Here is a 14164-nt window from a genome sequence, read left to right as displayed (position 1 = left end):
GGTCATCCCGCCAGTCTGCGCGTCAGCATCCCGAAGCGCAAGATCAGGAGCCCGGCATAGACGAACGTCCCGATCGAGAACCCGATCCAGACGCCGACCGCGCCAAGCCCGGCGTTGAAAGCCAGCAGCCAGGCGACGGGAAACGCGACGCACCAATAGCCGATCGCCGCGAACACCAGCGTCATCCTGGTGTCATTGATGCCGCGCAGCGCGCCGCCCACGATGGTCTGGAGGCCGTCGGCGATGAAGAAGGTCGCGCCGACCAGCAGCAGCTTTGCGGTCAGCTCGACGGTAGCCGCGCTCGCCTCGCCGCTGCCGAAGAACAGCCGTCCCAGCTGGTAACGGCCGAGGATGATGGCGACGGTCAGGGCCGAGACGAGGACGATTCCGAGCAGGGACGCGACGAGGCCTGCGCGCCTCACCGCGAGCGGCTCGTTGCGGCCGAAGGCGTGGCCGACCCGCACCGTCGCCGCCATGCCGATGCCGAGCGGGACCATGAACAGCACGGCGGTGACTTGCAGCGCGATCTGATGCGCGGCGAGCGCGGTGGTCGAGATCAGCCCCATCAGCAGGGCCGCCGAGGAGAACAGGCCATATTCCATCAGGAGCGAGAACGAGATCGGCGCGCCGAGCACGATGAGCTGGCGCATCAGGGGCCAGTCGATCCGCCAGAGATGGGCAAGCGGATGATAGTCGGCGAACGGCTTGCGCATCCCCGCGATGGCGAGCGCAGCGATGAAGGTGCCGAGATTGACGAGCGTGGTCGCGAGCCCCGCGCCAAGCAGGCCGAGCTCCGGCAGGCCGAACAGACCATGGATCAGGCAGTAGACCAGCGCGGCATTGGCGGGAATCGCCGCAATGGTGATCCACAGCGGCGGCTGCGGCCGGTTCACCGCGCTCATCATGCCGCGCAGCGCGATGAAGCCGAGCGCCGGCGCGATGCCCCAGGCAAGCCCGTTCAGATAGCGCTGGGCGAGCGCTGCGGACTGCGGCGCCTGTCCAAGCGCAAGCAGAATGTGCTCGCCATAGAGCGGCGAGGCCATCATCGGCAGCGAGATCAAGAGCGCGACCCACAGGCCGACGCGCAGGGAGCGGCGGATCAGCCTGACGTCTCCGGCGCCAAATGCCTGCGCCGCCAGCGGCGACACCGCGGCCATCAACCCGAGCCCGAAGGTGAAGCTGACGAAATAGACCGTATGCGCCAGCGCTGCAGCAGCGACCGAGTCCTCGCCGAGCCGCCCGATCAGCGCGAGATCGGTCGTGATCATCGCGATCTGCCCGAGCTGCGTCAGCATCATCGGCACGGCCAGCCGCAGCGTCTCGACGAATTCATCGGCGAGATGATTTTGCGGCATGCCGGCTCGCGGCTGCGGACGAGGCTGGACGGTGTCGAGCATGGCCGGTCAATAGCACAGCCACACGTCGAAAACATGGCCTCGCGCTTCTTCACCCTCTCCCCCCTTGCGGGGAGAGGGTTGGGGTGAGGGGGGCTCTCCGCGGGGGTGGTGAGAGTTGGACTCGCGGAGAGTCCCCCTCACCCTGAATCCGCGCGTACCGCGCGCATTCCGGCCTCTCCCCGCAGGCGGGGAGAGGCGAAGATCAGCTCTTCCGCTCAGGCACGCGCTTGATCTTCGCGCCCAGCGCGTTCAGCCGTTCCTCGATGCGCTCGTAGCCGCGCTCGATCTGGTCGGCGTTGTTGATGGTCGAGGTGCCCTCGGCGCAAACGGCGGCGAGCAGCATGGCCATGCCGGCGCGGATGTCAGGCGAGGTCATCGGCGCGCCGCGCAGGCGGCTGGGACCTGCGATGATGGCGCGATGAGGATCGCAGAGAACAATTCGTGCGCCCATCGCGATCAGCTTGTCGACGAAGAACATCCGCGACTCGAACATCTTCTCGAACATCAGGATCACGCCCTCGCATTGCGTGGCGGTGACGATCGCGATCGACATCAGGTCGGCCGGGAAGGCCGGCCAGGGCTGGTCTTCCAGCTTCGGCACATGTCCGCCAAAGTCGTCCTGGATCTTCAGCGTCTGGTTGGACGGCACGATCAGATCATCGCCCTCGACGCGGCAGACGATGCCGAGCCGCTCGAACCCCATGCGGATCGAGCGCAGATGCTCGACGCCGGCGCGCACGATGCGAAGCGGCGAGCGTGTCACGGCGGCAAGCCCGATCAGCGAGCCGACCTCGATATGATCCGGCTGGATCGAATAGGTCGTCTCACCCAGCGTCGCCGGGCCATGGATCACCATGGTGTTGGTGCCGATGCCCTCGATCTTGGCGCCGAGCGCGACCAGGAAGTTGGCGAGGTCCTGCACGTGCGGCTCGGAGGCTGCATTGCGCAAATAGGTGACGCCGTCGGCGGCCACGGCTGCCACCAGCGCATTCTCGGTCGCGGTGACGCTCGGCTCGTCCAGGAACACGTCGGCGCCGGTGAGCTTTGGCGCGCGGAACTCCAGCCGGTCGGTCGCGGTGACCTTGGCCCCTAACTGTTCCAGCGCCAGCACATGCGTGTCCAGCCGGCGCCGGCCGATGACGTCGCCGCCGGGCGGCGGCAGCATCAACTCGCCACAGCGGGCGAGCAGGGGACCTGCGAGCAGGATCGAGGCGCGGATGCGAACGCAGAGCTCGGGGTCGAGATCGGCGGCGCGGATGCTCTTGGCCTCAATGACGAGCGTATTGCGGGCGGTCCATTCGGCCGCCGCGCCGACCGAGCGGACCAGTTCGACCAGCGTCTCGGTGTCGCGAATGCGCGGTACGTTGTGAAGCGTGACCGGATGCTCGGTCAGCAGCGCGGCCGCGATGATCGGCAGCGCCGAGTTCTTGTTGCCGGACGGCTCGATCGAGCCCGAGAGCCGGTGACCGCCCTCGACGATGTACTGGATGGGCGCCACTTGGGTGTCCTGTTGGTTGGGCGGGGCTGCCTTCGGGAAGCGGAAAATACAGAGAATTGAGCGCGGTAGCAATTGCACTTGCCGCGGTTCGGGCCCGTTCCTCAGTCTCTAAGAGGCTCTCTGGACTTGCTGCGTCACGAGCACCGCCCTCATCCTGACAGCTTGTGAGGTTTTCTCGTCGTTCCGGGGCGCGACGAAGTCGCGAGCCCGGAATCCATCGGGCCGCAGAGACGGCCGCGCAATGGATTCCGGGCTCGCGCTACGCGCGCCCCGGAATGACGAAGGGAGAGAGCGAGACACCGTGCTCAGGCCCTCATCCTGAAGGCGCCCGCCAAAGCGGGCGTCTCGAAGGATGGCCGCGGGCGAGATCACCGACCAAGTTCTGCTTAAGCTGCGATCGCCTTGAAGCGCTTCGGCGGCCAACCGGCCTCAGATATCGATCGTCGCGCTCAGTGAATGTTCCTGGATGAAGTCGCGCCGCGGCTCGACCACGTCGCCCATCAGCTTGGTGAAGATGTCGTCGGCCTCGTCGACCTCCTTGACCTTCACCTGCAAGAGCGAGCGCACCTCGGTATCCAGCGTCGTCTCCCAGAGCTGCTCGGGGTTCATCTCGCCCAGACCTTTGTAGCGCTGGAGGGTGATGCCCTTGCGTCCCGACTCGGTGACCGCTTCGAACAGGTCGACCGGTCCGTGGACCATGAGCTCGCTGTCCTTGCGCCGCAGCTTGCCGGAGCGCGCATAAACGTCCTGAAGCTTCGTCGTGTACTCGTCGAGCTTGCGGGCCTCGGCGGAGCCTAAGAAGGCGTCGTCGATGATCGCGGCTTCCTTGACGCCGCGCACGGTGCGCTCGAACAGAAAACCCTGGCCTTCGACGAATTGCCCGACCCAGCCGCGCTCGACCTCCTCGGCCTGGTTGTCCAGCCGGTTCGCGATGTATTGCGCCGCCGCGGCGGCGTTCTCGGGATTGCCGTAGATCGATTTGTTCAGCACGCCGGTGATGGCGGCCTGCTCGACGACCTTCCGGTTGTAGCGGCTGTGCAAATTGCGAAGAATGCTGCGGACGACGCGGGCGTCGTCGACCAGCGCGCGCAAATCGCGGCCGGAGCGGTCGCCGCCGGTTCCGGGCACGAACACGCAATCATCCAGCCCGGCGTCGATCAGATAATCTTCCAGCGCGCGCTCGTCCTTCAGATACTGCTCGGACTTGCCGCGCGAGACCTTATAGAGCGGCGGCTGGGCGATATAGAGATAGCCGCCGTCGATGATGTCGCGCATCTGGCGGTAGAAGAAGGTCAGAAGCAGCGTGCGGATGTGAGCGCCGTCGACGTCGGCGTCCGTCATCACGATGATCTTGTGGTAGCGCAGCTTCTCGACCGAGAAGTCGTCGCTGATGCCGGTGCCGAGCGCGGTGATCAGCGTGCCGATCTGCTCGCTCGACAGCATCTTGTCGGGACGGACGCGTTCGACGTTGAGGATCTTGCCGCGCAGCGGCAGCACGGCCTGGAACTCGCGGTTGCGGCCCTGCTTGGCGCTGCCGCCTGCCGAGTCGCCCTCGACGATGAAGAGTTCGGACTTTTCCGGATCCTTTTCCTGGCAGTCGGCGAGCTTGCCGGGCAGGGAGGAGACCGAGAGCGGGCTCTTGCGGGTCAGCTCACGCGCCTTTCGCGCGGCTTCGCGGGCAGCGGCGGCCTGGATCACCTTGCCGACGATCATCTTGGCTTCGCTGGGGTGCTCCTCGAACCAGGCCTGGAGCGCCTCGTTCAGCACGTTCTCGACCACGGGCCGCACTTCCGAGGACACCAGCTTGTCCTTGGTCTGCGACGAAAACTTCGGATCGGGCACCTTCACCGACAGCACCGCGGTGAGGCCTTCGCGGCAGTCATCGCCGGTAAGCGCGATCTTTTCCTTCTTCGCGTTGGCCTCGGCATAGCCGTTGACCTGGCGCGTCAGCGCCCCGCGGAAGCCGGCGAGATGGGTGCCGCCGTCACGTTGCGGGATGTTGTTGGTGAAGCACAGCACGTTCTCGTGGTAGCTGTCGTTCCACCACAGCGCGGCCTCGACGCCGATGCCGTTGGCTTCCGAGCGCACCATGATCGGCGCGGGCACCAGTGCCTTCTTGTTGCGATCGAGATATTTGACGAATTCCTCGACGCCGCCGGAATAGTGCATCTCCTCGCGCTTCTCGACTGCGTGGCGCATGTCGGAGAGGATGATGTTGACGCCGGAATTGAGGAAGGCGAGCTCGCGCAGGCGGTGCTCGAGAGTGGCGAAATCGTATTCGACGTTCTTGAAGGTTTCGGTCGAGGCGAGGAACGTCACTTCGGTGCCGCGTTTGCCCGGCGCATCGCCGACGACCTTCAGCGGTGCGACCGCATCGCCATGGGCGAACTCGATGTAGTGCTCCTTGTCGTCGCGCCAGATGCGAAGCCCGAGCTTGCTCGACAGCGCGTTGACGACGGAGACGCCGACGCCGTGCAGGCCGCCGGAAACCTTGTAGGAATTCTGGTCGAACTTACCGCCGGCGTGGAGCTGGGTCATGATGACCTCGGCCGCCGAGATGCCTTCGCCCTTGTGGATGTCGACGGGGATGCCGCGGCCGTCGTCGCGTACGGTGACGGAATTGTCGGCATTGAGCACGACGTCGACGCGCGTGGCATGGCCCGCGAGCGCCTCGTCGATCGCGTTGTCGACGACCTCGTAGACCATGTGGTGCAGGCCGGAGCCGTCGTCAGTGTCGCCGATATACATGCCCGGACGCTTGCGGACGGCATCGAGACCCTTGAGCACGCGGATCGATTCCGCGCCGTATTCGCTCGCGTTGGAGGGCTCGTTTTCGGCACGCGGCTGCCGAGCAGGTTCTGTCATGAGATGCCTTCGAGGATGTCGCCCGAATCAGCGGCGCAGAAGGCGCTGATTTCGGAGGTATTTGTGCCACGAAAGGAGGATTGCGCCTAGCGCAAAGTATCCTCCCGCAACCCTTTGAGCAGATGGGGATTTTTAGCCGCGTTTCAAGGCTTTTGAAACCTGTTTTGGGGCTTCGAAAAAAGCGCGATTCGAAGGGGCGTTTCGCGCCATTGGAAGGCCTGGTTTTGCGGGCCGGGGAAAGGTGTTCCGAGGCGCCTCGCGCGTCTTCACAAGTCGTCGTCATGGCCGAGAAAGCCGGCGTTCCAGCAGATGCATTGCGTCCTGCCGGACCGCGTCGCGGGCTCAATAGAGCTGGAGCGGCGACCACAGGTCTCCGTCGGGCCCGACCGTGACGTCCCAGGCATCGCCGGCCACGAGATCTATGGTCGTGTCGCGGTCCGGGCGGCCTTCGATCTTCAGCGCATATGGGTATTTGCCGGGTGGCAGATCGAACAGCGGGGCCTTGGGGCGTTCCGTGCCGGCGCGGGCGGGGAGGGTGATGGTCCGGTTGTCGAGGATGAACACGACGTCCTTGCTGCCGAGATTGGTGAACATCAGCGCCGCACGGCCGGGCTCGGGCATGACGTGCGCTTTGGTTGCGGCGTCTCGGTTCCGCTGCACCAGATGGACCGAGGTGCCGCTGTCTGCGCGGTCGAGCTCCAGCATGGCCGGCCCCAGCGGGGAGACGAAGACGAGATGCACGCGATCGGCGGTGACCACCGCGCCATCATGCTGTTCCTGCCAGCCGCGCTTGCCGAGCTCGGCGCGATAGAAGGCGAGCACGTCGCTGAGATCCGCAGGGATGCGGGCTATCAGCTTGGTGCGAAGCGGAGCGTCGACGTCGAGCATCGTGGTGGTGTCGATCTCGCGATAGCTGTAGCGGGTCGGCGCCGGCAGGGCGGCCTCGGGATCCGGCGTGAGCGAGGCGGAGAACAGCCGCGGCAGATGCGGCATCCAGGCGCTCGCGCTGGCCGCAAGCACGCAGCTTGCGAGGAAGACGAGACCGCACACAAACGCCCGCCATCGTGCCGGGATTTCCGCCCCGAGCCTTACCGTCCGCATCTTGCTCTCCAGAGATATCGCGCGTGTCGGGGCTCTTGCGCGATTTGCGACGGCTGCGACACCGTTCGGCGCGGCCTCACACAGCTAGTCGCTTCCGGAAGGTGGCAGGTTCAATTGTCACGCCCTACCGGCGCGCGCTGATGCGCCCGTTCTCGACGTCAAAGACCTCGCCACCGGCGCCGATCTCGGCGAAGGCGGCCGGGTCCGCGCCGGTCAGCCAGACCTGCGCGCCGAGCTTCCTCAGCTCCTCGAACAGCGCCGCGCGCCGGCTCGGATCGAGATGCGCGACGACTTCGTCGAGCAGCAACAGCGGCACGATGCCGGTCATCTCGGCGACGAGGCTCGCATGCGCCAGCACGAGCCCGATCAGCAGCGCCTTCTGCTCGCCGGTCGAGGCATCGCGCGCCGGCATGCTCTTCGGCGCATAGACGACCTGGAGATCGGTGAGGTGCGGGCCGTCGGTGGTGCGGCCGGCGATCGCATCGCGCGGACGGTTGTCGCGCAGGATCTGGCGGTAGCGGTTCTCGACGGCTGTCGCGGTTTCGGTGAGCAGCGCGTTCTCCATCCAGCCGTCGAGTGCGATCTGTGCCGACGGGAACGCGGAGGCCTGCGCGCGGGCATTCAGCATGCCGGTCAGCCGCGCCGCAGTCTGGCCGCGCGTCGCGGCCACCGCGACCGCGAGCTCCACCGTCTCGCGCTCGATCGCATCACACCAATGATCGTCGTAATTGCGCGTCTCGAGCAGGCGGTTGCGCGAGCGCAAGGAGCGCTCCAGCGCGGAGATGCGGCTGGAATGCTCGCTGTCGATGGCGAGCACCAGGCGGTCGAAGAAGCGCCGCCGTTCGGACGCAGCCCCCATGAACAGCCCGTCCATCGCCGGCGTCAGCCACACCATGCGGATGTGGTCGCCGAAAGCGGCGGCCGAACCCACGGGCTCGCGATCGACGCGGCAGCGGCGGCTGACGGTGTTGTCGTGGCGCGGCGCATCGATGCCGGTGCCGAGAGTTGCAAGGCCCAGCGCGCCCTCGACCTGCGCCGAGACCGCCCAGGAGCCGTCGCCCTGATTGTCGGCGACGTCTTCCAGCGTCGCCCGCCGCAAGCCGCGTCCCGGCGACAGAAACGAGATCGCCTCGATGCAATTGGTCTTGCCCGCACCATTGGGCCCGACCAGCGCCACCATGTCAGCCGCCGTCTCGAGCCCCGCCGCCCGGTAATTGCGAAAATGCGTCAGCGTCAGGCGATGAATGCGGGAGGGGGTCATGAAATCCGCTCTTCGTCATGCCCGGCCTTGTGCCGGGCATCCACGTTCTTGGGCTCCGAAGACGTGGATGGCCGGGACATAGACGAGCGAAGCGACGCCGTCCTACGGACGGCTACGCCCGGCCATGACGGATGTAGTCGATACGTAGGGTTGCCGGTAGCCCTCACACCCGCATCGGCATCAGCACGTACAGCGCGCTCTTGTCGTCGCGGTCCTGGACCAGGGTCGGCGAGCCGGGGTCGGCGAGCTTCAGGGTGGCGACCTCGCCCTCGATCTGGGCGGCGATGTCGAGGAGGTAGCGCGAATTGAAGCCGATATCGAGGGCGTCGGAGGCGTATTCGACCTCGATCTCTTCGGTCGCGCTGCCTGAATCCGGATTGGTCACCGACAGCACCAGCTTGCCCGCCGACAGCGACAGCTTGACCGCGCGACCGCGTTCGCTGGAGATCGTCGAGACGCGGTCGACCGCGTTCTCGAAATCCTTCTTGTCGACGACGAGCTCCTTGTCGTTGTTCTGCGGGATGACGCGGCCATAGTCGGGGAAGGTGCCGTCGATCAGCTTCGAGGTCAGCACGACATTGCCGATGGTGAAGCGGATCTTGGCCTGCGACAGCTCGATCGTGATCTCGGCCTCGGAGTCCTCGATCAGGCGCTGCACCTCGCCGACGGTCTTGCGTGGCACGATCACGCCGGGCATGCCGGCAGCGCCCGCGGGCTGAACCAGGTCGAGCTGGGCGAGGCGGTGGCCGTCGGTGGCAACGCCGCGCAAGGTGGCGGCCTTGGCCGTTCCGGCGGCATGCAGATAGATGCCGTTGAGATAATAGCGCGTCTCTTCCGTCGAGATCGCGAACTGGGTGCGGTCGATCAGCCGCTTCACGTCCTTGGCGGCCAGCGAGAAGGAATGCGACATGTCGCCGGCGGCCAGATCCGGAAAATCATTCTCCGGCAGCGTCTGCAGCGTGAAGCGCGAACGGCCGGCGCGGATCGCGAGCACGGCGCGGTCGCCGTCGGCTTCCAGCACGATCTGCGAGCCGTCCGGCAGCTTGCGCACGATGTCGTAGAACATGTGCGCCGGCACGGTGGTGGAGCCCGCGGTCGCGGTTTCCGCGGGAAGCGTCTCGGTCACCTCGAGGTCGAGGTCGGTCGCCTTCAGCGATAATTTGGCGTTCTCGGCGCGGACCAGGACGTTGCCGAGGATCGGAATCGTGTTGCGGCGCTCGACCACGCGATGGACATGGCCCAGCGATTTCAGGAGTTGCGCGCGTTCGACCGTAACCTTCATTGCACTACTCGCCCGATCCCCAAGAAAACACAGCATTGGAAAAGCCGGGCGGCCGGAAGCGCGCCACGGCACCGAAGAACCCGAAAAGCCGGATCATCCACCCGATATGATCAAAGCCCCCCGGGGCGCGCAAGGTGGCGCGGATGGCTATCGGATTCAAGGGATTGGGGCCTAGTTCCCCACGATTTAGGCGCAAAACGCGAGCCGCCGCCCCGGCGGGACCGGGGCGGCGGGAGAAAAAGAATTCGGGGCGGCTTAGGGGTTTATTCCTGAAGCTGGCGCTTCAGGGACTCGACCTCCTCGGAGAGCGCCGTGTCCTTGCTGACCAGGGCCTCGATCTTGCGCACCGCGTGCAGCACCGTGGTGTGGTCACGTCCGCCGAAGCGGCGGCCGATCTCCGGCAGCGAGCGCAGCGTCAGCGTCTTGGCGAGGTACATCGCCACCTGTCGCGGACGGACCACGTTGGCCGTACGGCGCGAGGACAGCAGGTCGGAGCGGCTGACGTTATACTGCCGTGCCACCACGCGCTGGATGTCCTCGATCTTGATGCGCTTGGGCTCCTGCGGCCGGATCAGGTCGCGCACCTCGCGCTCGGCCATCTCCAGCGTCACCGGCTGGTTGTTCAGCTTCGAGTGAGCAAGAAGCCGGTTGATCGCGCCTTCGAGGTCGCGGCCGTTATGGGTGATGGCGCGTGACAGATAGTCCAGCACTTCTTCCGGCACGTCGAAGGTCGCATGATGAGTGCGGGCCGCGGCGACGCGCGACTTGAGAATGCCGAGCCGCAGCTCTTCCCCGAGCGAGCCCATCTCGACCACGAGGCCGCCGGCAAGCCGCGAGCGAACGCGGTCGTCGAGGCTCTCGAGATCGGACGGCGGACGGTCGGCCGCGATCACGACCTGGCGGCCGGCGTCGATCAGCGCGTTCAGCGTGTGACAGAACTCGGCCTGCGTCGACTTGCCCTGAAGGAATTGCAGATCGTCGATGACGAGCACGTCGATGCCGCGCAGCGCCTCCTTGAAGGCGAGCGCCGTCTGCGTCTTCAGCGCGGCAACGAAGCCGTACATGAATTTTTCCGCGGTGAGATAGAGCACCTTGCGCTCGTTGCCGGAATTGCCGGCCCAGGTCACCGCCTGCAAGAGATGTGTCTTGCCGAGGCCGACGCCGGCATGAATGTAGAGCGGGTTGAACATCACGGGATCGCCTCTGCGACCTTCCGCCACCTGGCGGGCGGCCGCATGCGCCAGCGTGTTGGAACGGCCGACGACGAAGCTCGCAAAGGTCAGGCGCGGATCGAGCGGCGAGCCGCCGAGCGCATCATGATTGGCGGAGACGGGTGCGGTCGCCGTCGAGCGCAACTCGGGCGCGGGCGCGCGGCGCGCCTCGACCGGCGCGGGCGCTTCCTTCGTCTGCATCGTCGGACGTACCGCGGAGCGAACGGTCAGATCGATGCGATGCACTTCCGGCATCTCGGCCTGCCAGCACGACAGCACGCGCTCGGCATAATGGGCCTGGATCCAGCTCTTGAGGAAGCGGGTCGGAACCGAAAGCCGCACGCTCTCGTCCTGCACTCCTTCCAGATCCATACGGGCAAACCAGCTCGTATAGACGTCTTCACCAACGCTCGAGCGCAGCCGTCCCTTCACGCGTGACCAGCGATCTTGTTCCGATGTGTTCATCGTCGAAAAACTTCTCTTGAGAGATAAAGTTGCGTTGTGAGCGCCATGCGGGGTTTCCCGCCATGGCGCGACCTCAAGCGAGTCCATCGTCAGGCATACCTCGACCGTTCGGCGGAAACGCCGCAGGTCAGTTCAGCGATGTCAGAGATGGAGGGGTCGCGAGGTCAGCGCGTACTCGGCGCTCCGTCACACGCGGGAGGCTGGACGTCGGACGGATTTAGAACGGCATCGTTAGAGAAGGAAGCTTGGTTGGAAGCTTGTTTCAATACCGCGTTGAGTCCGTAAGACATGATACCTCCCCGTCCTGCCGTGATTGCTCACGGCAAGGTCCTGCGTGTCCTAAAGACAACCGCGTCGGAATTGCTCCACTCGCGGGTGCCCTGCCCGTATGCACTAGCCGTTCACTCGGCTTCGCCTTTCACGCCCGTCGTGTAGCCTCGAGACGTCTCTCATTTCCGCTTCTAGCGAACGAGACACACATGCCCCGCTTGGAGACATTCAGACAAAGAGCTACCGTTCCCACATTGCTATGGGCTTTGAATCGACAATCGCTTGGTAAAGCGTCGCCAACGTGCAGACCGCCGCCGATTTGCACGCTCACCCCGTTTCCTAAACCGCGCTGGTCTCAAGATCGTGGGCGCCGCGAACGACTTAAGGAATACACTATGCGGAAAGACTCGCAACGAAATTGATTCACACTTGAGGCGCCCAAATTCTTGATCTGCGTTAACGCCGCGCGCGGGTTGTTCACAGGCCCGAGACCAAGTTTTTGAATCCGCGTGGAGAATCGAGAGCACAACCCGTTGTGTGACAATTGGCGGACAGCGGCCAAAAATATTTTACAAAACCTTCACGCGAGTGCCGCGTGAGCTCATTTTCCAAGTGGTTGTCGCTGCTATGTGGATAAGTGATTATCGAAACATCGTTTTTCGAGTCTCTTTTTGCAGGGTAGCTTTGCCGCGACAGGCTGTCCGGTGAAACTACGGTGTGTAGAACTCATCCCAGCGAAAATTCATTTTGGCCCCGTGCCGCAGGGGTTTTTCGCAACGCAATGAGAGTTTCCTGTGTTGCAAAATGACTAGCGGTAAAATTACGGGGCGGTACCTGCCGCGGACGACACGATCCTTCCGATTGAAGGCGGATTTGTCGTCGTGTGACCGCACGCGGGAATTGTGACAGGCAACAAAAAAGCCCGGCAAGGATGCCGGGCTGATTGTGTCGAGCGCAATGATCGATCGGATCGATCGATCAGGTGTCGCAGCAAGCTTACTTGGATACTTGCGTCGATGCTTACTTGGCGAGCTTGGCGATCTGCGCGGTGAGCCGCGAAACTTTGCGGCTCGCATTGTTCTTGTGAATGATGTTGCGCTGCGCCGCGCGCATCAGGGCGGGCTCGGCATTCGCCAGCGCCTTCACGGCGGCGGCGCGATCGCCGGTCTTGATGGCTTCTTCGACGGTGCGAACGGCGCCGCGCATCTGGGTGCGGCGCGACTTGTTGACGGCGGTGCGGCGGGCGATCTTGCGCGTCGCTTTCTTGGCGGAGGTGGTGTTGGCCATGGTCTCAATGTCCTTTGCGGTAACCGGTCGCGTTCTGGTCGGGTAGCGCCGGCTGCTTGAACCGCGTAATCGACGCTCGGATTTAGGGTGTTCGGTGCAAGGCTGTTCCCGGAACATGAGCGACGGCCTTGCGGCCATCTCTGAGACTCGAAGAGCCTGCAACTGCTCAAAGAACAGCGGCGGCGGGATTGCGCCCGCCGCCAGTTGGCGCCCTTATAGAGGGGGTCTGCCGCACCGTCAACGCCTTCGGGGGCTGGAAAACCCGGTTCCGGGCCGCGTGGGGCGGGTCGTAACGTGCTGATGAGGTTGAATTTCTGCCGCCGCCCCGCTATTGGCTGGCGGTGCGTCGAGGCCGCCTTATTCGGACGGGCCTATAAGGTGATACATGATCCGCGGCTTTTTCCGACTGATTGGGCTGTTGCTGCTGGCCGGCGGTTTCATCTTCATGGTCTATGACGGTGCCCGCTGGGTGGCCGACCAGAACCTCCGGTTCACCCGGTTCGGCCAGTTCTGGAACGACATCCATCAGGCCAGCCAGCAGGCGTTCCGGACCTGGGTCGAGGCCAAGGCGCCCTGGCTCTGGACCTCCGTGATCCGCCTGATCCTGGACCAGCCGGTCTTCGCCGTCCTCGGCATCCTCGGCATCCTCCTGATGATCCTGTTCCGGCCGCGGAAACCGCTGATCGGCTATTCGCGGGACTGAAGCCCGCTCGCACGGGCGCGTAACAGGGCTGCCTGTCCGGACGTAATTGCCTATATTCCACCTGTACCGACGAGCACGCCGCCCGAGCATCTGGTCTGGGCGGCCGTGAGCTCGTCCCGGAGATCCGATCATGCTGTTCATGCGCAAGTCCTCTGCACTGCCGAGCGCAGCCGAAGCGCTGCCGGGCCGTGCGCAACCGATCCCGACCGCGACCACGCACTTCGTCAACGGTGCGAAGCTTCTTCCGCCGTATCCCGCAGGCCTGGAGCAGGCCGTGTTCGGCCTCGGCTGCTTCTGGGGCGCGGAGCGCAAATTCTGGGAGCTTGGCGACGGCGTCCATGTCACCGCCGTTGGCTATGCCGGCGGCCACACGCCGAACCCGACCTATGAGGAAGTCTGCTCGGGCCGCACTGGTCACACCGAGGTGGTGCTGGTCGTGTTCGATCCGAAGAAGATTTCATACGAGCGGCTATTGAAGGCGTTCTGGGAGAACCACAACCCGACGCAGGGCATGCGCCAGGGCAACGACGTCGGCACGCAATACCGAAGCGCGATCTACACCTATTCCGATGCGCAGAAGAAGGCGGCCGAAGAGTCGAAGACGCTCTATCAGAAGGCGCTCAAAGCCAAGGGCCTCGATGCGATCACGACCGAGATCGCGCCGGCCGGCGAGTTCTACTTTGCCGAAGACTACCACCAGCAATATCTGGCCAAGAATCCGGCCGGCTATTGCGGCCTCGGCGGCACCGGCGTGTCCTGCCCGATCGGCGTCGGCGTGAGCGCCTGATCGCGCCACGAATGCGTCATGCCCGGGTATAGCCGTC

10 protein-coding genes are annotated in these 14164 nt (G+C 64.9%); 2 read left to right on the top strand and 8 right to left on the bottom strand.

Features of this window, described 5'->3' with window-relative positions:
* Positions 1-2 precede the first annotated feature (2 nt).
* From AXW67_RS33595 to rpsT, 8 genes are all read right to left on the bottom strand, one after another.
* Positions 3-1397, bottom strand: coding sequence for an MATE family efflux transporter (locus AXW67_RS33595; RefSeq protein ID WP_063681387.1), 1395 nt, complete (start codon positions 1395-1397; stop codon positions 3-5).
* Between the two features lie 202 nt (positions 1398-1599).
* The gene (murA, locus tag AXW67_RS33590) at positions 1600-2895 is read right to left on the bottom strand and encodes a UDP-N-acetylglucosamine 1-carboxyvinyltransferase (RefSeq protein ID WP_063681386.1); all 1296 of its coding nucleotides are present in this window, start codon (positions 2893-2895) and stop codon (positions 1600-1602) included.
* 429 nt (positions 2896-3324) lie between these two features.
* Complete coding sequence (gyrB, locus tag AXW67_RS33585) at positions 3325-5760, bottom strand: DNA topoisomerase (ATP-hydrolyzing) subunit B (RefSeq protein ID WP_063681385.1); 2436 nt, start codon at positions 5758-5760, stop codon at positions 3325-3327.
* A 342-nt stretch (positions 5761-6102) separates the two neighbouring features.
* Positions 6103-6861, bottom strand: a complete 759-nt coding sequence (locus AXW67_RS33580) for a hypothetical protein (RefSeq protein ID WP_063681384.1) — start codon at positions 6859-6861, stop codon at positions 6103-6105.
* A gap of 124 nt (positions 6862-6985) precedes the next feature.
* A complete protein-coding gene (recF, locus tag AXW67_RS33575; RefSeq protein ID WP_063681383.1) occupies positions 6986-8122 on the bottom strand; it encodes a DNA replication/repair protein RecF in 1137 nt (378 codons plus the stop codon).
* A gap of 163 nt (positions 8123-8285) precedes the next feature.
* On the bottom strand, positions 8286-9404 hold the full coding sequence (gene dnaN / locus AXW67_RS33570) for a DNA polymerase III subunit beta (RefSeq protein ID WP_027549992.1): 1119 nt from the start codon (positions 9402-9404) through the stop codon (positions 8286-8288).
* 263 nt (positions 9405-9667) lie between these two features.
* Positions 9668-11080 carry a chromosomal replication initiator protein DnaA gene (gene dnaA, locus AXW67_RS33565; RefSeq protein ID WP_063681382.1) on the bottom strand — a complete coding sequence of 471 codons (1413 nt, stop codon included), beginning with the start codon at positions 11078-11080 and terminating at the stop codon, positions 9668-9670.
* Between the two features lie 1290 nt (positions 11081-12370).
* Positions 12371-12637: a 30S ribosomal protein S20 gene (gene rpsT / locus AXW67_RS33560; protein WP_027549990.1), complete on the bottom strand. Its 267-nt coding sequence runs from the start codon at positions 12635-12637 to the stop codon at positions 12371-12373.
* Between the two features lie 385 nt (positions 12638-13022).
* Between rpsT and AXW67_RS33555 the strand changes: the two genes are divergently transcribed.
* Both AXW67_RS33555 and msrA read left to right on the top strand, forming a co-directional pair.
* Entirely contained in the window at positions 13023-13340 is a 318-nt protein-coding gene (locus AXW67_RS33555; protein WP_027549989.1) for a hypothetical protein, read from the top strand.
* A 130-nt stretch (positions 13341-13470) separates the two neighbouring features.
* Positions 13471-14127: a peptide-methionine (S)-S-oxide reductase MsrA gene (gene msrA, locus AXW67_RS33550; protein ID WP_063681381.1), complete on the top strand. Its 657-nt coding sequence runs from the start codon at positions 13471-13473 to the stop codon at positions 14125-14127.
* The last annotated feature ends 37 nt before the right edge of the window (positions 14128-14164 follow it).

Origin of the sequence: Bradyrhizobium neotropicale (assembly GCF_001641695.1) — a bacterium.
Classification (GTDB): Bacteria; Pseudomonadota; Alphaproteobacteria; order Rhizobiales; family Xanthobacteraceae; genus Bradyrhizobium; species Bradyrhizobium neotropicale.
This window is presented reverse-complemented; position numbering and strand designations above follow the sequence as displayed.

Coding starts and splice junctions, on each gene's coding strand:
- AXW67_RS33580 (WP_063681384.1), bottom strand. CDS start 6,861: ATGCGGACGGTAAGGCTCGGGGCGGAAATCCCGGCACGATGGCGGGCG.
- gyrB (WP_063681385.1), bottom strand. CDS start 5,760: ATGACAGAACCTGCTCGGCAGCCGCGTGCCGAAAACGAGCCCTCCAAC.
- AXW67_RS33595 (WP_063681387.1), bottom strand. CDS start 1,397: ATGCTCGACACCGTCCAGCCTCGTCCGCAGCCGCGAGCCGGCATGCCG.
- AXW67_RS33555 (WP_027549989.1), top strand. CDS start 13,023: ATGATCCGCGGCTTTTTCCGACTGATTGGGCTGTTGCTGCTGGCCGGC.
- msrA (WP_063681381.1), top strand. CDS start 13,471: ATGCTGTTCATGCGCAAGTCCTCTGCACTGCCGAGCGCAGCCGAAGCG.
- dnaN (WP_027549992.1), bottom strand. CDS start 9,404: ATGAAGGTTACGGTCGAACGCGCGCAACTCCTGAAATCGCTGGGCCAT.
- dnaA (WP_063681382.1), bottom strand. CDS start 11,080: ATGAACACATCGGAACAAGATCGCTGGTCACGCGTGAAGGGACGGCTG.
- recF (WP_063681383.1), bottom strand. CDS start 8,122: ATGACCCCCTCCCGCATTCATCGCCTGACGCTGACGCATTTTCGCAAT.
- rpsT (WP_027549990.1), bottom strand. CDS start 12,637: ATGGCCAACACCACCTCCGCCAAGAAAGCGACGCGCAAGATCGCCCGC.